At 70.0% G+C, this 21,125-nt stretch carries 16 protein-coding genes, 2 tRNA genes and 2 pseudogenes; 13 read left to right on the forward strand and 7 right to left on the reverse strand.

Annotated elements, in window-relative coordinates:
- Nucleotides 1–41 precede the first annotated feature (41 nt).
- The gene (locus ACIO3R_RS31405; protein ID WP_402110384.1) at nucleotides 42–1,070 is read left to right on the forward strand and encodes a LuxR C-terminal-related transcriptional regulator; all 1,029 of its coding nucleotides are present in this window, start codon (nucleotides 42–44) and stop codon (nucleotides 1,068–1,070) included.
- A gap of 33 nt (nucleotides 1,071–1,103) precedes the next feature.
- On the opposite strand, the gene ACIO3R_RS31410 is transcribed toward ACIO3R_RS31405, so the two are convergent.
- The gene (locus ACIO3R_RS31410) at nucleotides 1,104–1,472 is read right to left on the reverse strand and encodes a hypothetical protein (protein WP_385032640.1); all 369 of its coding nucleotides are present in this window, start codon (nucleotides 1,470–1,472) and stop codon (nucleotides 1,104–1,106) included.
- A gap of 523 nt (nucleotides 1,473–1,995) precedes the next feature.
- Here ACIO3R_RS31410 and ACIO3R_RS31415 point away from each other — a divergent pair.
- From ACIO3R_RS31415 to ACIO3R_RS31435, 5 genes are all read left to right on the forward strand, one after another.
- Nucleotides 1,996–3,306 (forward strand): ATP-grasp domain-containing protein, encoded by a 1,311-nt coding sequence (locus tag ACIO3R_RS31415; RefSeq protein ID WP_402110386.1) that lies wholly within the window; start codon nucleotides 1,996–1,998, stop codon nucleotides 3,304–3,306.
- Nucleotides 3,299–4,558, forward strand: coding sequence for an acetyl-CoA carboxylase biotin carboxylase subunit family protein (locus ACIO3R_RS31420; protein ID WP_402110388.1), 1,260 nt, complete (start codon nucleotides 3,299–3,301; stop codon nucleotides 4,556–4,558). The genes ACIO3R_RS31415 and ACIO3R_RS31420 overlap by 8 nt, the downstream gene beginning before the upstream one ends.
- Before the next feature lie 111 nt (nucleotides 4,559–4,669).
- Nucleotides 4,670–5,674: an asparagine synthetase A gene (locus ACIO3R_RS31425; RefSeq protein ID WP_385032649.1), complete on the forward strand. Its 1,005-nt coding sequence runs from the start codon at nucleotides 4,670–4,672 to the stop codon at nucleotides 5,672–5,674.
- 79 nt (nucleotides 5,675–5,753) lie between these two features.
- Nucleotides 5,754–6,617 carry a class I SAM-dependent methyltransferase gene (locus tag ACIO3R_RS31430; RefSeq protein ID WP_385032652.1) on the forward strand — a complete coding sequence of 288 codons (864 nt, stop codon included), beginning with the start codon at nucleotides 5,754–5,756 and terminating at the stop codon, nucleotides 6,615–6,617.
- 180 nt (nucleotides 6,618–6,797) lie between these two features.
- Nucleotides 6,798–8,012 carry an argininosuccinate synthase-related protein gene (locus tag ACIO3R_RS31435; RefSeq protein WP_402110390.1) on the forward strand — a complete coding sequence of 405 codons (1,215 nt, stop codon included), beginning with the start codon at nucleotides 6,798–6,800 and terminating at the stop codon, nucleotides 8,010–8,012.
- 86 nt (nucleotides 8,013–8,098) lie between these two features.
- On the opposite strand, the gene ACIO3R_RS31440 is transcribed toward ACIO3R_RS31435, so the two are convergent.
- The gene (locus ACIO3R_RS31440) at nucleotides 8,099–9,352 is read right to left on the reverse strand and encodes an MFS transporter (protein ID WP_385032658.1); all 1,254 of its coding nucleotides are present in this window, start codon (nucleotides 9,350–9,352) and stop codon (nucleotides 8,099–8,101) included.
- 155 nt (nucleotides 9,353–9,507) lie between these two features.
- Nucleotides 9,508–10,650 (reverse strand): hypothetical protein, encoded by a 1,143-nt coding sequence (locus ACIO3R_RS31445; RefSeq protein WP_385032661.1) that lies wholly within the window; start codon nucleotides 10,648–10,650, stop codon nucleotides 9,508–9,510.
- Nucleotides 10,651–11,104: 454 nt separating this feature from the next.
- Between ACIO3R_RS31445 and ACIO3R_RS31450 the strand changes: the two genes are divergently transcribed.
- The 4 genes from ACIO3R_RS31450 (at nucleotide 11,105) to ACIO3R_RS31465 (ending at nucleotide 16,214) form a co-directional block, all read left to right on the forward strand.
- Nucleotides 11,105–11,180 (forward strand) — tRNA-Ile (locus ACIO3R_RS31450).
- A 246-nt stretch (nucleotides 11,181–11,426) separates the two neighbouring features.
- On the forward strand, nucleotides 11,427–14,498 hold the full coding sequence (gene ileS, locus ACIO3R_RS31455; protein ID WP_402110393.1) for an isoleucine--tRNA ligase: 3,072 nt from the start codon (nucleotides 11,427–11,429) through the stop codon (nucleotides 14,496–14,498).
- Nucleotide 14,499: 1 nt separating this feature from the next.
- On the forward strand, nucleotides 14,500–15,012 hold the full coding sequence (locus ACIO3R_RS31460; protein ID WP_402110394.1) for a hypothetical protein: 513 nt from the start codon (nucleotides 14,500–14,502) through the stop codon (nucleotides 15,010–15,012).
- The gene (locus ACIO3R_RS31465; RefSeq protein WP_402110396.1) at nucleotides 15,009–16,214 is read left to right on the forward strand and encodes a hypothetical protein; all 1,206 of its coding nucleotides are present in this window, start codon (nucleotides 15,009–15,011) and stop codon (nucleotides 16,212–16,214) included. The genes ACIO3R_RS31460 and ACIO3R_RS31465 overlap by 4 nt, the downstream gene beginning before the upstream one ends.
- A 107-nt stretch (nucleotides 16,215–16,321) precedes the next feature.
- Here ACIO3R_RS31465 and ACIO3R_RS31470 read toward each other — a convergent pair whose 3' ends face one another.
- From ACIO3R_RS31470 to ACIO3R_RS31480, 3 genes are read right to left on the reverse strand one after another with little or no spacing between them, the layout of a single operon-like run.
- Nucleotides 16,322–17,572: a pyridoxal phosphate-dependent aminotransferase gene (locus ACIO3R_RS31470; RefSeq protein WP_402110398.1), complete on the reverse strand. Its 1,251-nt coding sequence runs from the start codon at nucleotides 17,570–17,572 to the stop codon at nucleotides 16,322–16,324.
- Complete coding sequence (locus ACIO3R_RS31475; protein ID WP_402110399.1) at nucleotides 17,569–18,636, reverse strand: hypothetical protein; 1,068 nt, start codon at nucleotides 18,634–18,636, stop codon at nucleotides 17,569–17,571. The genes ACIO3R_RS31470 and ACIO3R_RS31475 overlap by 4 nt, the downstream gene beginning before the upstream one ends.
- Nucleotides 18,633–19,667 carry an LD-carboxypeptidase gene (locus ACIO3R_RS31480; RefSeq protein ID WP_385036410.1) on the reverse strand — a complete coding sequence of 345 codons (1,035 nt, stop codon included), beginning with the start codon at nucleotides 19,665–19,667 and terminating at the stop codon, nucleotides 18,633–18,635. The genes ACIO3R_RS31475 and ACIO3R_RS31480 overlap by 4 nt, the downstream gene beginning before the upstream one ends.
- Nucleotides 19,668–19,875: 208 nt before the next feature.
- Here ACIO3R_RS31480 and ACIO3R_RS31485 point away from each other — a divergent pair.
- From ACIO3R_RS31485 to ACIO3R_RS31495, 3 genes and pseudogenes are all read left to right on the forward strand, one after another.
- Nucleotides 19,876–20,013 (forward strand): annotated as a pseudogene (locus tag ACIO3R_RS31485) (transcriptional regulator); the annotation flags it as partial.
- A complete protein-coding gene (locus ACIO3R_RS31490; protein ID WP_385036409.1) occupies nucleotides 20,010–20,567 on the forward strand; it encodes a flavoprotein in 558 nt (185 codons plus the stop codon). The pseudogene ACIO3R_RS31485 and the gene ACIO3R_RS31490, both read left to right, overlap by 4 nt.
- 110 nt (nucleotides 20,568–20,677) lie before the next feature.
- Nucleotides 20,678–20,848, forward strand: a pseudogene (locus ACIO3R_RS31495) (SAM-dependent methyltransferase); the annotation flags it as partial.
- 159 nt (nucleotides 20,849–21,007) lie between these two features.
- Here ACIO3R_RS31495 and ACIO3R_RS31500 read toward each other — a convergent pair.
- Nucleotides 21,008–21,080: transfer RNA gene (locus tag ACIO3R_RS31500), tRNA-Lys, on the reverse strand.
- Nucleotides 21,081–21,125: the final 45 nt, after the last annotated feature.

The raw sequence follows: 21,125 nt of genomic DNA on the forward strand, positions 1-21,125 counted from the left end.
TGGAGCGATCCCCGGCAGCTTTGACTCATGGGGGATGAGGAATGAGTGGTTCCGGGGGAGAAGGGCTGCCCAGCAGGGAGAACTCCGTACTGGCGACGCTCATCGGGCAGGACGAACTCTGCATCGAGGTCTACCGCCTGGTGATCACCCGGCCCGGCTGGGACGTCGCCGAGATCGCGCGACACCTCCGGGTCCCGAAGCCGGACGTCCTGGAGAAGATGGACAGGCTCGCCGAGCTGTCGATGCTGCTGCCGTCCAAGGAGACGAAGAACGCGGTGGTGATCGATCCCGAGGTCAGCCTGGCCAGTTACATCCATCAGCGCGAGCGGCAGATCCACAGCCAGCAGGTGGAGCTGGCGTCGGTCCGCGCCGCCACGGCACGGCTCGCCGCCGCCCATGCCTCCGGGCGGGCCCACCACAGCAGCCTCGGTCTGGAGCGGCTCGAAGGCATCGACGAGGTACGCGCCCGCCTCACCGAACTGGCCCGGAACGCCACCGGCGAGCTGCTGGCGTTCATGCCCGGCGGCGCCCAGAGCGAGGAAGCCCTGCAGGCCAGCCGGCCGCTCGACGAGGCGAGCCTGGCGGCGGGCGTGGCCGTGCGGACGATCTACCTCGACAGCGTGCGCAATGACCGGGCCACGATCCAGTACGCGCACTGGCTCTCCGAACTCGGCGGCGAGACACGGACCTTGCCGTCCCTGCCGCTGCGCATGCTCATCGCCGACGAGGCGGTGGCACTCGTACCGATCGATCCGGAGAACAGCCGGGCCGGCGCCGTCGTCATGCAGGCGCCGGGCGTGGTCACCGCGCTGGTGGCGCTGTTCCACCTTCTGTGGGAACGGGCGACGCCGTTGGGTGCCCCGCACCCGCCCGCGTCCGACGCGCCCACGTCGCAGGAGATGGCCCTGCTCCAGTTGCTCGCCCAGGGGCAGACCGATGAGGTCGTCTCACGCAAGATGGGACTGTCGCTGCGCACCACGCGCCGCATGATGGCGAGCGTCTCGGCCAAGCTCGGGGCGCGCAGCCGCTTCGAGGCCGGTATCCTCGCGGCCCGCGCCGGGTGGCTGTGACCGCGTAGGACTGACCGGGCGGCCGCTTGTCCGTCATGGCCCGCCCCACCTCGCCTGTGCCAGGGCGCCCTTGGCCGACCTGACGGGATCCGGGGCGCCGACCCGGATGATCCGGACCACTCCGTGGCACAGCCCCTCCCTCCTGGCGATGTCCGGAGGCCGGAATTCCGCGCGGTCCGGGCGGCCGTCCTCCTTCAGCAGATGCCGAACGGCCTCCAGTACACCGTCGCCGGCCGCCGCGCCCGAAGCGGCCAGGACGAAGATCACGCCCAGCTGCCGCGTGTGCGGCGGCCGCGCCGCGTAGACGTGCTCGACGCGGCAGAGCGACACGTGTGACACCGCGTCGGCCAGTTCGTCCAGATCGACCCGGCTCGATTCGGTCTCAAGATGAATGGCATACATATCCGGAGAGTCTCATTCCTCGACGGAACCCGGACCGTCCCGCATTGGCACATTCATGCCTTGGCAGCAACATGCCTCTTTGCGCATTGAGCCCCGGGACATTCGCCACGCGGGCCCGCTTATCCCGATCTTGCCCACCTGGCCACTTGCGGCCAGTGCAACTTGATGTCGAAGAGCAAACTTGTGCCGCCGCCCACCGAATGCCAGGTTGATAAACAGCAGAAGAACGACGGGGGCTCATGCGCAAGGAATTTACGGACGTCTGCGTGCCGAATTTTCACCCTGTGTGAATCCGCGCCTTTCTATCCTTTCAGCATCCAGAAGAATTCGGACGGGAATGTCATGAGGCGTTTGTTTCTCCTTGTCGCGATGACGTGTGCCCTCGTCGGCGGGATCGCCGGAACGGCCGCGGCCGGGGACCAGCCGGACGGAACGGCCGCCACCGGGCCGGGCTCCGACAGCTGGGGCTGGGACTGATCAGCAGGCCGCGCACCACTCACGGCCGACCATGAAACGAGGAACCGTGACCACTGAGAATGCCAAGGCGATCGTGCTCTGCAAGTGGCACCCGACACTCCTGACGGAGCTGCTGGCGCTGACACCCGAGGTGTACGTCGTACTGGACGACTTCGATGTCGACCACATGGACCCGGACCCCGAGCTGCTCGGCCGGGCCCGTCAGGTCTACCGGGTGAGCAGCTTCGACTCGATCGAGGAGATCGCGGCCGTCGCCATCGATCTCTCGCTCTACCGCCCCCGTATCGACCGGATCGTCAGTCACACCGAGTTCAGCCAGTTCGGCGCCGGCTATCTTCAGCTGCTGCTCGACGGCGACGGGGATGCCCGCAAGCACACGGCCTATCGCGACAAGCGGCTGATGAAGGAACGAGTCCGCGCGGCCGGCGTGCCCACCACCCGCTTCAGCTCCCTGGCCGGCCCCGACGACCACGCCGGCGCCGAACGGGCGGCGGCTGAACTCCGGTTCCCCGTGGTCGTCAAGCCGGTATCGGGATTCGGCACCATGAGTACTGTTCGCGTGGACCGGCCGGAAGACCTGGAAAAGATCCTGGCCGAATTCCGTTTCGAAACATATCTGCGTTCCAAGCAGTTGATGGTCGAGGAGTTCGTTCCCGGCGACGAGATCTGCGTCGACGCCTTCTGGGCCGGCGGCCGGGCCGTGAGCTTCCTCGTGCACGCGTACCGGGAACCGCGCATCGCCGTCACGGCAGAGGCCCGGCGCGACGACAACGGGCTCGACGGTGCCCGCGTCATCAACGAGGCGGACGAGCCCGAGCTCTACCGCAGGATGCGCGCGTTGCACGACGGGATCAACCGGGGACTCGGCATCGAGCACGGCGCCACCCACCTCGAAGTCTTCGTCCGCCCGGACGGCGAGATCGTCTTCTCCGAGATCGCCACGCGCGTCGGCGGCGGCATGATGCCGCCCATGCTCAGCGCCTATCTGGGCCGCGACATCTGGGCCGACTTCGCGCGGGTCGTCGTCACCGACGAGACCCCGCCGGCCGCCCCCCGCCGCCCCCACATCGGCGCCATCCACCTCACCGCCTCCCGGCCCGGCGTCATCACCTCCATGCCCGACGAGGCCGAACTGGCAGCCCATCCCGGGGTGCTGGAGTACCTGAAGTTCCGCGAACCCGGCAGCCGGGTGGCTCTCGCGCACCCCTCGGAGTGGTGCCTGATCCTCGTCATCGGCGCGGACACCGCCGAGGCGTACGAGGAGGTACGGCACGACCTGGTCACGCGGTTCCGGGTCGAGACCGCGGCCGAGGACGGGGAGACCGCCGGGAGCGACGAGGAGAAGCCCCGTGACTGAACAGGACGTTCCGGCCGGGCGCGACGCCCTGATCCTCTCCCAGTGGAACACCGGCGGGGTACGGCTCGCGGCCGAAGCGCTGCGCGCCGAGGGATACCGGCCGGTGCTGGTGTCGGCGCTCGCCGACGACCGCAACCGTGATGCCTGTGCCGCCCACCTCCTCATCGACTGGGACGCGGCGGACCCGGACGCGGAGCTGGGCCGGCTGGAGGCCGCCCTGACCGCGGCCGGCGTACGGCCCGTCGCGGTGGTCAACATGATGGAGGCGCTGATCCCCTGGCAGGTCCGCCTCTCCCGGCACTTCGGCCTCCCCGGCGGGGAGGCCAGCCGCGAGGTGCTGCTCTCCAAGGCGGAGCTGCGCCAGGCCATGGCGGCCGCCGGCCTGAGCAAGCTGCCGTGGCTGGCGGGCAGCGCCGCCGCACTCGACCCGGCAGCGGTCGACTTCTTTCCGGCGGTGGCCAAACCGTCCCGCCAGAGCGGCGCCTCCCGGCACGTGCGCCTGGTACGCGACGCCGCGAGCCTGCGGGCGCACCTGGCCGCCATCGGCGACGCGCTCGGACCCGGGACCGAGGTGATCGTCGAGCAGTTCATCGACGGGCCGGAGTTCTCCGTCGACGGCCCGGTGACCGACGGCCGGTTCCACGGGCTGGTCGTCTTCGAGAAGACCGAACACGACGAGGAGTTGCTGCACGACGCCGGGCTGTCGGTCTCCCCGCCGCAGGATCCGGTGGTGGTGTCGGGAGCACAGCGGCTGACCGGGGCCGTGAGCGAGATGTGCCGGCACATCGGCTTCACCTCCGGCTGGCTGCACGTCGAGGGACGCGCGCTGCCGGACGGCACCGCCGAACTGGTCGAGATCAACCCGCGGCCCGGTGGCGGCACGCACGTTCCCGCGATCCGCCACCTCACGGGGATCGACCCCGTGTCGGCCCTGGTCCGGATGGCGCTGCCCGAGGGGTGGGAGCTCCCCGCGGACGGGCCACAGGGCCCGGCGCAGGGCCGGGACCTGGTCGGCAGCGTGCCGGTCGACGCCAGAGCCGTGGGACGTGTGTCGGCCCGTGCCGACCGGGACGAACTGCTCGCGGTACCAGGCGTGTTCGACGGCTATGTCGTCGACGGCTACCGGGTGGAGTCCCTCGACGCGGAGAACTTCTTCGCCCAGGCCGTCTTCACCGCAGCCGATGTCGCCGGGCTGCGCGCCGTCGCGGACGAGGTGCGACGCGTCGTGCGCTTCGACGTCACGGACGACTGACCGGGACGACCGGCCTCGACGACGGACGTCACGAAGGGCCGGCCGCCGGTTTCCGGCGCCGGTCACCACCCGCTCCCCCACATCCCAGGACATGACTTCAGGAGTTGCCACATGACCGCCAGCCCGTCCCAGATATGGAAGAACACCGACGGCTACCACCTCGAGGTGCTGCGCAACCCGTGGTACCGGACGGTGGCCCGGCTGCAGAACAGCGTCAGTGAGCTGACCGTCGACTTCTGGCGCGCACGCGGCGGCCGGACCCTGCACATGCCGGTCACCACCGGATCGATCTCCAGTCCGATGGGCCGGGGCAGCGACTCGCTGCCGGTGAATGTCGACCTGATGGGCGCGCCCACCTACCTCGCGGACTCCATGCAGTTCATGCTCGAGTTCGGCTGTCGCCTCACCGGCGCGGGAACGTACTACATCATGCCGTCCTTCCGCGGTGAGGACGCCGACTCCACCCACCTCTGCCAGTTCTTCCACAGCGAGGCCGAGATCGTCGGCGGGCTCGACGACATGATGACGACGGTCGAGGCGTACCTGGCCCATCTCGCGGCGGGAATCCTGGAGCGCGACGCCGATGCCATCCGCGAGTGCGGCGGCGGCGTCGCGAAGCTGGAACTCCTCGCCTCTGGCAACCCGTTCAGGCGCGTCACCTTCGACGAGGCCGCCGAGCTGCTCGGCACGACCGGCATCGAGGACGAGGGCGGCTGGCGCACGCTGACCCGCGAGGGCGAGCGGCTGCTCATGGACAAGCTGGGGGAATTCCTCTGGGTGAGCCACTGGGACCACCTGGCCGTGCCCTTCTACCAGGGCTTCGGTGATGCCGAGGGCCGCACCGCTCTCAACGCGGACCTGCTGTTCGGCATGGGCGAGATCGTCGGCGGGGGCGAGCGCCACGTCACCGCCGACGAGGTGCGCGTCGCGCTGGACATGCACGAGGTCGGCGAGGAGGCGTACGCCTGGTACCTGGACATGCGGGAGTACCAGCCGGTCCGCACGTCGGGCTTCGGGCTCGGCATCGAACGGTTCCTGATGTGGCTGCTCGACCACGAGGACATCCGCGACATGCAGCTGCTGCCGCGTCGCAACGGTCACACCATCGTGCCCTGATGCGCACAAGCCGCTCCGGCCGCACCGCTCCCCCGCTCCCCCTGCCACCGCCCGTTCCTCTTCTCCCACAGGAGCTCTCATGACCACCACCGCCCCGAACCGGCAGCTGACCCCGGACGACGTGCGGCAGCTCAACTTCTCGCAGACCGTCGGCCTGGTGAACGAGCCCAACATGTGTTCGGGCGGGGCCGCGACCATCCGTACCGTGCTGCGGGAGACACCCGGGCTGGGACCGGGCCGCCGCATCCTGGAAGTCGGCAGCAACACGGGCTTCTCCGTACTGGAGATGGCAGCCTCCGCCGACTGCGAAGTGAGCGGCATCGACATCGAGGAGTCGTCCGTCCGGTTCTCCCGGACCAAGGCGGCCGCGCTCGGACTGGAGAACGCCCACTTCTCCGTCGGCGACGGCACCCGCATCGCGTTCCCCGGCGAGCACTTCGACCTGCTGTTCGCCAGCAACGTCACGTCCTTCATACCGGACCGGCAGCGCGCCATCGACGAGTACTACCGGGTGCTGAAGCGTTTCGGTGTCCTGGCCGCCGTGCCGATCTTCTACCACCGCCGTCCCCCGGCCCGCCTCCTGGCGGAGGTGGAGCACGCGATCGGCGCCCCGCTGCCGCGCTTCGGCCGGAACGACTGGGAGGACATGTTCGGACGCGACGGCGCCGAGCTGTTCTTCTCCGAGGACCACGAGTACCTGGACCTGAGCCCGGAGCAGATCGACGGATACGTCGCCGCCGTGCTCGCCCAGCCGTGCAACGACAGCCTGCCGGAGGAGCTGAAGGAGGCGGCGGGCCGGCGGCTGCACCACTTCTACTCGCTGTTCAACGAGAACCTCGGCTACTGCCGCTACTCGATCCTGCTCTACCGCAAGAACCGCCCGACCGAGTTCCCGATCCTGCACGCCTCGGCCCCGGTCGCCGGCAGCGCCGTGCGCCGGTGAACGGGGATCGACCGCACTGACCCCGACCGGGGCGCTGGACAGGAGCGGACGGACGGACTTCCGTCCGTCCGCTCCGGCGCTCGCCGGGCCGCCGCCGACGAGCGGCCGCACCTCAGAGGCTGTCGGGTCACTCCGACACGACGACCACGATCTCCAACCGGAGTATTAGGGAGCCTGGCCATGCCCCTCGACACGTACACCCCTCCCCGCGCCCCGGCCCGCACGGTCCGGTCGTTCCGCCAGATCACGGACGGCGGCCCGGACCGCGGAGCGCCGGTCATCACCCTCTTCAGCGGCGGCCTGGACAGCAGCTACCTCCTGCTGCGCCTCAAGGAGGCCGGCTTCCGGAACATCCACGCCCTGAGTGTCGATCTGGGTGAGGACGAGAGCAGCGCGCACAAACGGCGGATCGCCGACGCTCTCGGCGTGCGGCTGCACATCCGGGACGGGCGGCAGGACTTCGCGGACGAGTTCGTCAGCGCCGCCATCTACTGCCAGGCCGTCTACCTCGGCACCCATCCGGTCAGCTCCACACTCAGCAGGCCCCTGATCGCGCGGTACGCCGCCGAGCTGGCGGGCGAACTCGGCGCGGCGGCCGTCCTGCACACCGCCAACCGTTCGCAGAACACCCTGCGCAGGCTCAACGGAGCGCTCACCCTGCTCGGCTACGACGGCGTCATCGGCAGCCCGTACGATCTCGACCCGGTCGACCGGGACGAGAAGATGCTGGCGCTGAAGCGGGCCGGCCTCGACCGGATGAGCGAGCGCGTCGTCAGTGGCGACTCCAACCTGTGGTGCAGGGAGTTCGAGTCGGGCACCCTCGACGACCCCGAGGACCATGTGGTTCCGGAGCACATGTACCGCTGGAGCAGCCGGCGTTCCGACCTGACGGAAGCGTCCCTGGAGGTCCGGTTCGAGCACGGGGTGCCGGTCGCGGTCGACGGTTCGGCCGCTCCGCTGCCCACCCTGATCGAACAGCTCAACCGGCGGGTGGGGGCCTTCGGCCTCGGCCGGTACAGCGGACTGGAGCACCTGGCGGGCGGCGAGAAGGTCCTGGAGATCCGGGAGATGCCGGCGGCCTGGCTCCTGCTGCGCAGCTACCGGCACCTGGAGACGGCCGCGCTGGAGGCGGAGACCGTCCGGGAGAAGATGGCCCTGGAGCAGCTCTGGGTGCGGGAGGCGCTCGAAGGCCGCTGGTTCGGTGAACTGCGCGAGGCCGCACAGGCGTTCATGGCCTTCTGCGCCCATCGGGTCAGCGGCTCCGTGCGCTGGAGGCTGACCCATGGCGGAGCCGAGACCAGGTCGATCACCGCCGACGCACCTCGCTATCTGCGCGACCGGGAGTCCTGGGAACGGGAGTCCGCCCGGGTGGAGGCCGCGCCCTTCCGCTCGTAGCGGCACGGCGGCCGCGGGCATCGGCTCCGGTGGGCGTCCGCGGCCGAACGGACGCCCACGACGGACCGGCCGGTGCGCGCGAGCGGTCAGTGAGCGGGGTCCGCGGCGCCGCGGTCGGTCTCCGGGAGCGCGTGCGTCCGCAGGTACCGCTCCGCCGCCCCCGCCGCCGGCCGGGCCGCCGCGGCGGCGCCCAGGGCCAGCACCCCGATGACCAGCCAGCCGCCCACCGCCCAGTTCATGGCCACGAACGTGTAGACGGCGGGAGCCCATACCGTCCCCAGGGTGTTGCCCACGCGCACCACGCCCTGGTACTCCCCCCGGCGCGCGGGGTCGGAGAGTTCGGCCACGACGCCCCAGTCCGCGGCGGCGTGGAACAGCGCGGCGCCGGTCAGCACTATGTATCCGCACCAGATCAGGGCGATCGTCGTCCAGCCCGAGGTGCCGGAGGCCACCACCACCACGACGCAGGTCGCCGCGGTGCACGCCGCGCTGAGCCGTCCCGCCGCCAGCGCGCCGGGCAGCGTGCGGGCGACGCGCGAGGCCCGCACCTGGAGCACCACGACCAGCACGGTGTGGGTGGCGAAGAGCCAGGCCAGCAGCCACCGCGGCGCATCGGTCTCCTCCACCAGCCACAGCGGGATGACCACGTTGAGCAGTACCTGGTTGGTGCTCAGGACGCCGAGGGCGACGTTCACCAGGAGGAAACCTCGGTTGCGCAGGGCGCCCAGCCGGGACGGGGAGCGCTCGGCGGGCGCGGCCACGACGGAAAGCCCGGGGAGCCGGGCGATGAGCACCGCGTTCACCAGCATCACCGTGCCGGTCGCCATCGGGATCGTGTGGAGGAAGCGGGTGCTCTCCACGGCCAGGGTGGCTCCGCCCAGGAGCGCCCCGACGGCGAACCCGGCGTTGAGCGCGCTGCGCACGTACGCCAGGGACTTGATGCGCTCCTCACCGGCGAAGGCGCTCAGCATGTACGCCCCGCGGCCGGCCCTTCCGGCGGCGTCGGCGAAGTAGATGGCCACCAGGATCGCCAGGAACGTCCCGAACCCGTGGACCCACGGGTAGACGAGGTAGAGAGCGCCTTGGAGACCCGCCCCGAGCGCCCACATCTTCCGGGGCCCGAGCCGGTCCGTGGCACGTCCCAGCGGGACCGCCACCAGGAAGATCACTACGCCCGCGACGGTGTGGCCGAGGCCCACTTCCGCCGCGCTCAGGCCGATGACGCGCGTGAAGTAGAAGGCGCTCCCGGCCAGGAAGCTGCCCTGCCCGAGCGCGAAGAGAGCTGCCTGCATGCTCAGTCGCCGGGTCAGGGGCGCCGAGGGGAGGAGGTGGGAAAGCATGAGGGGCACCAGTCCTTCGAACCGTGCGGGTTCTCTTCGCAGGCGGACCGTCGGCCGGGCGCACGGCGGACCGCCGCGGGCCCGGCCTGGGCGGTCGGGACTTCTGGAACACGACCGGGAACACGTCCGGGAACGGACCCGGCCCGGAACATGGCCTACACGTTGATGAACGCGTACGTGCTGCCGCACTCGAAGACCTCGCCCAGGCGCAGGTGTTCGCTCTCCCCGCGCAGGTAGCGGGCCGTGGCGTCCAGCTTGGCGTCCCACTCCTCGGGGTCCAGCGGCGCCGCCCGGTCCGTGAGGTCGGGGTTGTCGCGGTGGAAGTCCGCCATCGACGGCATCATGTAGGACTTCGGGATGCGGGTGGTCTCGGAGCAGAGGAAGAGCGTGATGGTCGGCCGGTCGGCCGCTGCCGTCCGGTCCACCTCGACGTCGTGCACCAGGTTGGTGGTCATGAAGTAGCTCTCGCCCTGCGTCAGCAGGATGCGCTCCTCGGCCGTCCGCAGATGGCTGGGCACGTACTCCGGGTGCGGCGGCCACACACCGTCCACCCGCTCAAGGGTGACGTCGCCGTAGCGGTCGGTCGATCCGGCCGGGGCGACTCCGGGGGTCTCCTCGTAGACGGACTGCCGCATCTCGCCCTTGGAGACGTAGGAGACGAACGAGAACGGGTGCGAGTGGGGCGGCTCGGCGATCATGTTCGGTTCGAATCGCTTGGTCGACGCGAAGCCCTCCGCCTCGGGGTTCGGCTGCCAGATGTGGATGCTGGCGTGCCACTCCGCGAGCGGGTACCCCATGAACTCCTCGACCCCGGTCTCGGGCGCCGTCGTGCTGTCGAGGTCGTCCACCTCGGAGGCCAGGACCAGCGTCTGCCCCGACCAGCCGTAGATGCAGTGGGCCCGGCTGGCGAGGGAGCGGTCCACGGTGCTGTTGGACGGCTGTCCGGGCTTCAGCGTCGCCCGCATCAGCTCCAGAAAGGCGGCGAGATTGTCGGCCCGGCCGAGCGTGCGCACGAATGCGTTCATTCGCGATATCCGGTCGACGCCGGCCGGGGTGTGACGAATCTGCTCCAGCAGGTCCTGAAGCTGTTGCAGCGCCTCGGTCGCGTCCGCCTTTCCTGCCTCCACGCCCGCGAAGATGCCCGTAATCGCGTCGGCAGTCCCGTCGTCGCAGTATCCGGAGGACAATGCGTCCCGTGAACCGACCAGAGTCAGGTGGTCGAGGGTGTCGAGATTCTCGGGACCCTCGGCACTCTCGGAGGTCTCGGAAGTCAGGGATTCGAGCCGGTCAGCCATCATCGAACAACGCCTTTCAGGTGTGTGGTCCTTCAGCCCTGTCGTAGCGATTGCATACGCCGACATGAACAAGTGAGAGCGCGACGGGAGGCCGACCGAATTCGGTCGCGCGCCGTCTCCACCGACAACCTGACATCCACGAAGCGGTGGTCGCAATATCTGGCGGTGGCCCGAAGGTGCGATGGCCGCAAGCTGCCAGCACCCCGGTATCCCCAGGCCCAGGACCGGCACGACTCCGGTCCGCACAAGGGAACTTGACGTTCGATGCGGCGGCACCACCGCCCGCCTGCCGATTCGCGGCGGCGGCGCCGGAGGCGGCCGGGCGCCCGGCCGGAAACAATGAATGACCTGTGATGCAGGTCACATCTATTTGCGTTGTGGACTTTGCTGGACGTCCTTAGGCTCTGCCGGGTTGAAACAGTTATTCCCTGGCCATTCACATTCCGGTGGCCACCGGGGGCCGATAGCTCAGTCCTGGTGAGAGCGCACTCCTGATAAGAGTGAGGGCGGAGGTTCAAATCCTTCTCGGCCTACAGCTGCGGTGGAGTCACACCACACGGTTCTCCACGTAGTCGCTTTTGATCTTCCGATCGTCCCGCGTCGCGTATCCGTATCCAGCGCCGGCGAGAGCGGGCGGTGGCTCCGGACATCCTCGCGCGGAATTGCTCGAAATCAGGCCAGTTCCGTCCCGTTGACCAGCGGACGGAGACCGCCCGGAGTCGCAGCGAGTGGAGCGGGCTCCCGCCCCCTCGGCCAAGGAAATGGAGTAGGTGGCCGGTATGTTTGATTTTTCGGGTGATTTCGATCTTCCTCAGCTGGAGGAGAACGTCCTCCGCTACTGGGACGAGCAGGACGTGGTCGGCCGCTACCTCGACCACCGCCCCGACGGCCGCCCCTGGGTCACCTACGAAGGTCCCCCGACCGTCAACGGCAAGCCGGCGCTGCACCACGTCTTCACGTCCGTGTACAAGGACATCTACCCCCGCTTCCAGGTCATGCGGGGGCGACGGGTCGAGCGGCTCGGCGGCTGGGACTGCCAGGGGCTGCCGGTGGAGATCGCGGTGGAACGGCACCTCGGCCTCCAGAGCAAGCACGACATCGTGGAGCACGGCGTCGAGGCGTTCACGCGCGCGTGCCGGGAGTACGCAGCGGGCAACATCGGCGCATTCCGGCGCACGCTCTCCCGGTACGGGTACTGGGTGGACTTCGACCGCGCCTACCGGACCATGGACGACTCCTACGTCGAGTCCGCCTGGTGGCACATCAAGGAGATGTGGAACAAGGACCTGGTTTTCGAGGGGGAGAAGGTCGTCCCCTACTGCTTCCGCTGCGGAACGGCGCTCTCCTCCCACGAGCTGGCACAACCGGGCGTCTACCGCGACCGGGAGGACCGGTCCGCCTTCGTCGCCTTCCCGCTGGTGGACGGCGGCGCCGAGCTGGTCGCGTGGACGACCACGCCCTGGACGCTCCCGGCGAACGTGGCGGTCGCCGTCAGGCCCGACCACGACTACGGGGTGTATCCCGGCCCGGACGGCAGGAAACTGATCCTCGCGGTCTCCCGCGCACAGGAGGTTGTCGACAGCGATCCGGAGCGCGTCTTCCCGGGCAGTGAGCTCGTCGGCCGGCGCTATGTCCGGCCCTACGCGGACGAGGCCGCGGGCACCGACGGTGTGGTCGTCGGCTGGGACGGGGTCGCCGACGACACCGGCTCCGGCCTGGTCCACCTGGCACCCTCCTTCGGCGAGGACGACGCCAGGGTCTGCGCGGAGGCCGGGCTGCCCACGCCCAATCCGGTGGACGAGAAGGGCGAGTTCAGCTCCGGGCCGTGGGCGGGGACCAACGTCCTGGAGGCGGTCCCGCAGGTGCTGGCGGACCTGGAGGAGCGCGGCCTGCTGGTGCGGGAGCTCGGGTACACGCACGCGTACCCGCACTGCTGGCGGTGCAGCACGCCGCTGCTGTACTGGGCCAAGCCCACCTGGTACATCGGCACCGCGCGGATCAAGGACCGGTTCGTCGAGGAGAACGAGAAGGTCAACTGGCATCCCGCGCACATCAAGCACGGGCGCTTCGGCAACTGGCTGGAGAACAACGTCGACTGGGCACTCGCCCGGGACCGGTACTGGGGGACGCCCCTCCCCGTGTGGCGCTGCGCGGACGGGCACGACACCTGCGTCGGCAGCCGGGCCGAACTGACCGGGCTCACCGGAAGGGACCTCGCGGAACTGTCCTTGCACCGGCCTCAGGTGGACGACATCACCTTCCCCTGCCCCGACTGCGGGGAGCCCGCGCGGCGGGTCCCGCCGGTGTGCGACGTGTGGCTGGACTCCGGCTGCATGCCGGCGGCCCAGCACGGCTACCCGGCGGCGCCCGGGAGCACCGTGCGCGACGCCTATCCGGCCGACTTCATCTGCGAGGCGATCGACCAGACCCGCGGCTGGTTCTACTCGATGCTGGTCGTCAACACCCTGACCCACGGATCGGCGCCGTACCGCAACGTCCTGTGCCTGGGCCACCTGGTGGACGACGAGGGCCGCAAGATGTCCAAGTCGATCGGGAACACGATCGACCCGGACGAGACGCTGAGCCGGCTCGGCGCGGACGGCGTGCGCTGGTACTTCTTCAACTCCGGTGCGCCCTGGGGCTCCCGGCGGGTGTCACCCGCCTCGATGGACCAACGGGCCGCGAAGGACCTCGGCACCCTCTGGAACGTCGTCCACTTCTACCGCCGCTACGCCGAGCTCGCCGGATTCACTCCGAGCGGGGCGGCCGTCGCGTCCGGGCAGGTGCTGGACCGCTGGCTGATCTCACGCCTGGAAGCACTCACCGAGTCGGTGACGGAGGAACTGGAGGGCTTCCAGGCCCACGTCGCGGCCCAGTCGATCGCGGCCTTCATCGACGACCTCTCCAACTGGTACATCCGGCGCGGACGTCGCCGGTTCTGGTCCATGGACGAGACCGACGTCGACGCGTTCGAGACCCTGCACCACACCCTCGGCCGGCTGGCGCTGCTCATGGCGCCGTTCGTCCCCTTCCTGGCCGAAGCCGTTCACCACGCCATCGCCCCGGCCGACGAGGACCTGGCGAAGCGGGACTCCGTACATCTGGACGACTGGCCGGGGGCCGGCACCAGGGACCCGGAGCTGGAGCGCCACATGGAGACGGCACGCCGTGCGACGAGCCTGCTGCGGGCCGCCAGGACGAAGGCCGAGCTGTCCGTCAGGCAGCCGCTGGCCCAGGGCGTCGTCGTCGGCCTCCCGGACCTGCCCGCGGAGTTCCAGGACATCGTGAAGGACGAGGTCAACGTCAAGAGCCTCCTCATGGGCGACGAGGTCACGCTGCCGGTGACGTACCAGGTGCAGCCCAACTGGCGCCGTCTGGGACCTCGTCACGGGCGGCTGATGAAGGAGATCGGCGAGGCGGTACGGACGCTGGACGCCCGTGGCGTCGAACGGCTGAGGGCCGGCACCGCCGTGACGCTGGGGGTCGGCGGGCAGGACGTCACCATCGAGCCGGACGACGTCGCCTTCCAGGAGGAGGTCGAGACGGGCTGGACCGCCGTCACGGACGGCGGCGCGGGTGCCGCCGTCGACACCACGCTCAACGAGGGGCTGCTGGCCGAGTTCCACCGGCGCCGGCTCATCCGCACCATCCAGGTGGCCAGGCGTGACTTCGGACTCGACATCCAGGAACGCGTCGTCCTCTGGCTCGACGACGACGCCATGCGGTCCGGCGACGAGATCGCCGCGGAGGTCCTGGCCGTGGACGTACGCCCGCTCCCGACGCTCCCGCAGCCGACCGACGAGATCTGCCGAGGGGCGGGCTTCGCGTTCCGCCGGGCACAGGAGAGGTGACATGCCGGAACCCATCGAGCACACGGAGAACCCAGAACACCCCGAGCACCCCGAGCTTCCCGGTCTCGTCGACCTGCTCGAAAGAGAGGGCGTACGACGACTGCCGGACGTCTTCGCCTTCCCCCGGATCGAGCACCGGCGCCAGTGGGCGCACTACCCGGCGACCCGGGTCGTCGGGTGGCGTCAGACCACGCAGACGTTCTACTTCCGCGCGCTGGACGTCCCGTTCGACGTGGTCCCCCTGCGCCCGAACGACCCCCTGCGCAAAGGGAGCTGGTGCTCCATAGGCCCCGCCCTGGGCGCGGACGGGACCGTACAGCGTGACGTACTGCTGATGCAGACCGAGGGGCCGCGGCAGTGGGCGGCCGAGCGGGCGGCGCGGCTGCGCGGGCTCCTCGTTCCCTGGTACGGGGCGGAGCCGCGCGTGAGCGAGGAGGCGGCCGGCACGGCGAACGCCCGGCACTGCCTGGCCGTCCCGGTCCACGGGCACATAACCCTCCCGGTGGCGTCATGACGGCCCACACCCGGCGGCTGCTCGTGTCGAGCGGGATCATCTCCGCCTTCGACTTCGCCCCCGGGTTCCCCGCGCTGCTGCCCGGCGGACTGGGCCTCATCGAGCGCATGCACGCCCAGTACGAAGCGGAGGCGGGCCGGGTCGCCGCCACCGAGGTGGTCTCCGCCACGCCCCTGCTGAACAGCCGGGAGTACCGGGACGCCTACGACGGCACCCACAGCTACAGCAATGTCTACGAGGTCGACGGGGCCGAGCCCTCCGTGCTCCGGCCCGACGGTCTGCGGGAGCTGGTGCTGCACCGCCGGGTGGACAAGGTGCTGCTCTGCCGGGACCCGCTCTTCCGAGCCGAGACCACGGACGCCCGGCCGCTGATCCGGGAGAAGCACGTCTGGGCGGTGTGCCAGATGGTGCACCAGGTGGTCGACGGTTCGATGGCCGACGTCTGGACCGGCCACCGTGACGCCTTCCTCCGCTTCATGGACGCCATGCTGATCCCCACCCTGGTCGTGGAGGCCCCGCCGCTGCGCAGGCACGCCCAGCGGCGCATCCTCACCTTCACCCGGACGCCCGACGGCCGCACCTGGCTGACCTGCACGCTCTACCACCTGGACGACGACTTCGTGGCGCGGCTCGGGGCCAGGGGAAGCGTGATCGAGCTCGGCTACACCGCGAAGCTCATCGCCATGGGCGTGGCCCTGCACGAGGACCGCCACGGCGTCTGCCTGCCGTCCCGGCTCGCGCCCGCGCAGGCGCTGGTGCCGCGGCGTGCTCCCGAGGCGGTGCACGAGGTGCTGCGGGGCGCGGGGCTCCGCGTCCACGAGGGGAAGGCGGACTGGACGGCCACCGTGCGGACGGCCCGGCGCACCGGTGCCCCGCTCGTCGTCTCCGCGGAGTCCGCCGACCGCGTGCGGCTCTACACCCGGGGCACCGACGCGACGCGGAGCGTGCCCCTGAACGGCCTGGCGGCCGCCGCCCACGACGAGTTGCGGCGGCACGACCGCGCCCTCTGGGAGCGCGCGGTCGCCTTCCAGGCGCCGCTCCTGGACCCCGGCGGCGAGGGGACGGGCGTGCGGCCGGCGGAGTCCGGGGACGTCCCGGGGCTGTTCCGGCTGGGCCGTCCGGTGGACGCGAACACCGAACAGGGCCGGGCCGCCGTCCGCGCGAACACGGTGCTGATGTCGGACAAGCAGCGCATCTACTGACGGCCGGAGCACATCGGAGGGCCTGCCCGGGAACGCGTGCTCACGTTCCCGGGCAGGCCCTCCGGTGCTGGGTGCCGCAGGTCAGGGCCGCGGCACCGCCCAAACCCTCATCCGAGCAGCCCGGCGTCGGACAGCCGCACGCATGCCTCGGTCAGCACCTCCGGCGGCCGGCCGAGGTACATACGGACGTGCCGGCCCGCGCGGGGCGCCAGGAGCCGGGCGGCCGGCCAGGCGTCCGACATCAGGACCCCCGCCCGCACCGCACAGTCCTCCAGGTACGCCATGCGATCGCCGTCCCGGTTCCCCGGCATGGGATACAGCAGGTAGGGGCCCGCCGGGCCGGCGACGATGCGGGAGACCCCGAAGCGGGTCAGCGCGGTGACGGCGGCGGTGCGCTGCTCCGCGTACTCCTCGCGCTCCCGGGCCAGGAACTCCGAGACCGCCCGCTCGTCGGTGAGCCAGTCCGCCATGGCGTTCTGCAGGAAGGCCCCGTGGTTGTACGTGTGCCGGGCTCGGACGTCGTTGACGAGCTCGTCGAGGAGCCCCGGCGGCCCGGTCACGGCACCGACGGCCCAGCCGTTGCAGTTGAACTGCTTTCCCAGGGACCGCACGGCCAGCCACGGCAGTCCCGCCGCGGACTCCTCGGTGAGGAGCTCCAGCAGCGCCGAGGTCGGTTCCCCGGCCGGATCGAGGAACCCGTAGTAGGCGTCGTCCACGAGAACCGCGGCCCCGTGCTCCGCGGCGAGCCGGACGAGGGCGCGCACCGTGTCGGGGGACCAGCTGATGCCGGTGGGATTGTGCTGCGCGTTGATCACCACGAGATCGAGTCCCCCGGTGAGACCGGCGGCCGTGTCCGCGATCATCTCCGGCGTCGGCTCCCAGGAGCCCGTCAGAGTCGGATCGAGGTAGTGGATGCGGAAGCCGGACGGTTCGAGGATTCCGGCGTAGTCCCAGGAAGGAGCGACGACGAGCGCGGAGAGGTGCCCCTTCCGCCCGCTGTGCCGGGCGGCCAGCAGTTCCGCGTAGTCCCGCATCACCGCGCGGGTGCCCGTCCAGCCGACCGCGACCTCGTACGCGTCGTCGAGCCCTTCGAGCCGGTGCGTACGGCGCAGGTAGTCACGCAGGACCCCCCGAAGACGCGGGAGTCCGTACATGGACAGCTGGTATCCGTGGGACGCCGCCGAGGCCGAGCCCAGGGCCGCGAGCAGTGGCGCGGGCGTGCCGCCCCACCGTTCACCGAGGCCCAGCATGATCGGCTCGCGGGCCTCGCCCCTGGCGAGGTACTGGTTGAGCCAGTCCGTGTCCGGGAGGTGATTCGGGGCCACGTCCGTTTCGAGCAGCTCCCGGGGAAGCGTCATCGGCCGTCGCCGATCCGGTCCTGCGCGGTCAGCACGTTCTTGATCCCCAGCTCCCCGGCGATCGAGCCCACCGCGCTCGCACGGATGCCGACGTCGGAGATCTTCGCCAGCGCGTCGGCCCGCGAGAGGCTCTTCAGCCGTACGTGATGGGCGAGTTCGTAGACGTAGGGGTGGAACCCGTGCTTCTTGACGTGCTCGACGATCAGCAGACTGTTCAGCCGGCAGTTCGTCGAGCAGGAGTCGGTGTCCTTCGGGGGCACCCAGCCGAGCCCGGAGAGTTCGGCGATGGTCGCCTCCTCGCTGTACCGGGTGGCGTAGAGGGGGTTGAGGAGGCCGGCCGGCGTCCCGGTGTTCTCCGCGGAGAGCCACTCCGTGAGCTGGTCGGCGAGCGTGGCCGAGGCCGTGGACAGAGGCCCGAAGTGCCTTCCGATGACGTCCTGGAGGAACGAGACGGGTGCCAGCGGACTCGTGGTGAACTGGCCGGGCGTCCACCCGCCGATCAGCAGCGGAATGCGGTGCGCCGCCGCGAACCGCATCCCCGAGGACAGGACCATGCTGATGCACGATCCGCAGCCCCCGGTGGAGTACTTGGTGGTGTCCGACGGGAAGTCCAGCTCCATGCTGACCTGGTAGAGCGGACGCATGAGCCGGCCGGGCGGGCGGAACATGACGTGATCGACGCCGAGTTCGTCGAGCACCCGGCGCATGTTCACGCTGGACGCCTGCGACAGGAACCCGTTGTCGAGGGTGAAGGCGAGAACGCGCAGACCGAGATCCCGGCTTGCCAGCGAGAGGGCGAGCGAACTGTCCTTCCCTCCGCTGAAGAGCGCCAGCGCGTCGTACTTCCGTTCCGGGTCCGCGGTCGCCAGCGCGGATTCGACGGCCTGGGTGATGGCCTGACCGTCCACCTCCACCTGTTCCTTCTCGTCGGTGCAGTAGGAGCAAATGCCCTGCTCGTCGAACGAGATATCGGGAAATGATTCCGGGAGGATACAGCGGGCACATATTTTGTGGTCGTAACGGATGTGCAGGTCGTCGTCGACAACGTCGAACCGTATGGTCATTCGTTTTCCCTTTCAGTGACAGCTGGTGCGAGCAGAGTGAGTTCTCTTCGCGTGGCATCGATTCGGCAACGCACCCCGACCGGCAGAGTCAGCCTGGGCTCGGTGTGCCCGAAATCAACATCGACGAGCACGGGAATCCGCCGTCCGCCGAGCGCGGCCAGGACCGATCTGTCGAAGGCATCGGTTCCCGAACCGCCGGACCGCGGGCGGTAATGACGCCCCACGACGAGTCCGTTGATTTCGTCCAGCAGGCCCGAGGTCCTCCACTGCACAAGGAGCCCGTAAAAATCCTCCGGGCTCATCTCCAGGGTTTCCAGGCAGAGGATGCTGCCCGCCGGATCCGGCAGATAGGGCGTGCCGAAGAGCCGGCTCACCGTGGGAGCGCAACCGGGCAGCAGCCACCCCTCGGCCACCCCCGGGGCCAGACGGCGCCATTCACCTGCCCGCGTCCGGCGGGGACGGGTGTCCTCCCGGCCCCACCACAGCATTTCGTCCGTCCACTCGGCGGGCGCGGCGAGCACGACGGGACCCGTCCACGGGGCGAGAACGCGCCGGAAATTCTCCACCGTGTACGGGAAGGGCCCACCTGACTCGCCCCATTCGGACACGACCATCGGTCCGTGAAAGGTGATGGTGGAGCAGCGCTTCAGAATGGCCCACAGCAGGGCACTGACATCGCTGTACCCGATGATCGGCTTACGGCTTTCGGCGATCAGGTCGAAATCGAGGAACGGAAGAACCGACATGCTGGTGTAGCCACCCACCGCACAGACAACGGCATCGACCTCCGGACTGCGCAGGAGATCGTGCAGATCCTCCGCGAGAAGGCGTGGATCCGCCGCCATCAGCCCGTCGTTCCCGGTGGCGTAGCGACCGGTCCTCACCTCGAATCCATGCTGACGCAGGGCGGACAACGCCCGTCGGAAACGCTGCGGAAAGAGTGCGGGAGCAGGCGAGGACGGCGTCCACACCCCGATGACCGCCCCGTCCCGAAGTGCGTACGGCTGAATGGGATGGCTGTCAGTGCCCATCGACGGCCTGCCTCGAATTATTGCGGGATTGGCTCGCTGAAACCCTCGCAGGGATTCCCCGGGCTCAGCAAGGAATTCGTTTGGCACCTACGTGCACGGGCCACAAGGTGTCACCGTGCCGGGACTCGGCGGGACGGGGCCGGGCACTCCGCCTCGGTGAGGGCCTGGGCGACGGTGCCCGCCGCTGCCGCACCCGTCAGGCACCGGCATCGCGGAGAGCTGCGCGGCCCAGGACATCCGCCGCCCGGCGGTCCGTGAGCCGGTGGCCGGCCCGGCCGCCCGCGGCCGCCGACGTACGCTGCCTGAACTGCACCGCCTCAGCCGTCAACTGGGAGTCCCCGCGTGAGTGATCAGCCGGACCGGCAGACCAAGAAGCCCTTCCTCTACGTCGTCGTGTGCGCCTCCGGCATCGCCGGCGATGTCGGCATCCTGATCACCGCGGCCCAGGAGGCGAACTGGGACGTGGGCGTCGTCGCCACCCCGCAGGCCCTCGGCTTCATTGACACCGAGGCGGTCGAGACACAGACCGGCTACCCGATCCGCTCCGCCTGGCGCCTGCCCGGCGACCCTCGCCCGCTGCCGCCCCCCGACGCCATCGCGGTGGCCCCGGCCACCTTCAACACGATCAACAAATGGGCTGCCGGTATCTCGGACACCCTGGCGCTGGGCATCCTGTGCGAGGCCTACGGCTTCGGCATCCCCACTGCCGTCATGCCCTACCTGAACTCGGCGCAGGCCGCCCATCCCGCATACGGCCGGAGCCTGGAGCGGCTGCGCGAGATGGGCGTCCTGATCGGTTCATACGAGCCCCACAGGCCGAAGGCCGGCGGTGGCGCGGACCACTACCGCTGGGAGGAGGCGCTGGAGCTGCTCACTCCCAAGCTGTCCGCACCGGCCTGATCAGCGCCCCACCCACTGGCTGACGCCGTGGCGGGGCGCTTCGTCGCGGCCATGGTCAGCCGTCAGCCGAGCGCGTCGATCGCTTTCACGATCAGGGCGCGCGCGTCGGCTACAAGGGCGGCTTCGCCGGGAAGGCGATGTTCACGTACCGCTACAGCTACACGCCCCGCCGGTGGAAGGGCCTCCTCGAACGCCACGGATTCCGTGACGTCGAGGCGCACATCATCGACGCCCCCGAGCCCGGACACATCGGCACGCTACTCGTCCGCGCCCACAGGTAGTTCGCCGCCGCAGTGAGCCCCGACCGCCCCTGTGGCAGGGCTCGGTCATGTCGTGATCGTTTGCGGTTCGATGGGGCAGCGCTGGAGCATGCATCCGAAATGACCCGGAACACGAGGAGGCCCCAGGCCGGAATCAAGCTCTGACCTGGGGCTTAGAGGTAGGCCGTGTGGGACTCGAACCCACAACCAACGGATTAAAAGTCCGCTGCTCTGCCAATTGAGCTAACGGCCCTCGGCGAATCACCCCCGAGCATAGCCCGCCGCGACCCGGCCGCCG

The organism is Streptomyces sp. NPDC087428, assembly GCF_044744085.1.
Classification (GTDB): Bacteria; Actinomycetota; Actinomycetes; order Streptomycetales; family Streptomycetaceae; genus Streptomyces.

What these genes read in the sequence shown, in the direction of transcription:
- ACIO3R_RS31440 (WP_385032658.1), bottom strand. Translation starts at nt 9,352, where the DNA reads ATGCTTTCCCACCTCCTCCCCTCGGCGCCCCTGACCCGGCGACTGAGC.
- ACIO3R_RS31480 (WP_385036410.1), bottom strand. Translation starts at nt 19,667, where the DNA reads ATGGGCACTGACAGCCATCCCATTCAGCCGTACGCACTTCGGGACGGG.
- ACIO3R_RS31475 (WP_402110399.1), bottom strand. Translation starts at nt 18,636, where the DNA reads ATGACCATACGGTTCGACGTTGTCGACGACGACCTGCACATCCGTTAC.
- ACIO3R_RS31410 (WP_385032640.1), bottom strand. Translation starts at nt 1,472, where the DNA reads ATGTATGCCATTCATCTTGAGACCGAATCGAGCCGGGTCGATCTGGAC.
- ACIO3R_RS31460 (WP_402110394.1), top strand. Translation starts at nt 14,500, where the DNA reads ATGCCGGAACCCATCGAGCACACGGAGAACCCAGAACACCCCGAGCAC.
- ACIO3R_RS31405 (WP_402110384.1), top strand. Translation starts at nt 42, where the DNA reads ATGAGTGGTTCCGGGGGAGAAGGGCTGCCCAGCAGGGAGAACTCCGTA.
- ACIO3R_RS31435 (WP_402110390.1), top strand. Translation starts at nt 6,798, where the DNA reads ATGCCCCTCGACACGTACACCCCTCCCCGCGCCCCGGCCCGCACGGTC.
- ileS (WP_402110393.1), top strand. Translation starts at nt 11,427, where the DNA reads ATGTTTGATTTTTCGGGTGATTTCGATCTTCCTCAGCTGGAGGAGAAC.
- ACIO3R_RS31425 (WP_385032649.1), top strand. Translation starts at nt 4,670, where the DNA reads ATGACCGCCAGCCCGTCCCAGATATGGAAGAACACCGACGGCTACCAC.
- ACIO3R_RS31470 (WP_402110398.1), bottom strand. Translation starts at nt 17,572, where the DNA reads ATGACGCTTCCCCGGGAGCTGCTCGAAACGGACGTGGCCCCGAATCAC.
- ACIO3R_RS31445 (WP_385032661.1), bottom strand. Translation starts at nt 10,650, where the DNA reads ATGATGGCTGACCGGCTCGAATCCCTGACTTCCGAGACCTCCGAGAGT.
- ACIO3R_RS31465 (WP_402110396.1), top strand. Translation starts at nt 15,009, where the DNA reads ATGACGGCCCACACCCGGCGGCTGCTCGTGTCGAGCGGGATCATCTCC.
- ACIO3R_RS31430 (WP_385032652.1), top strand. Translation starts at nt 5,754, where the DNA reads ATGACCACCACCGCCCCGAACCGGCAGCTGACCCCGGACGACGTGCGG.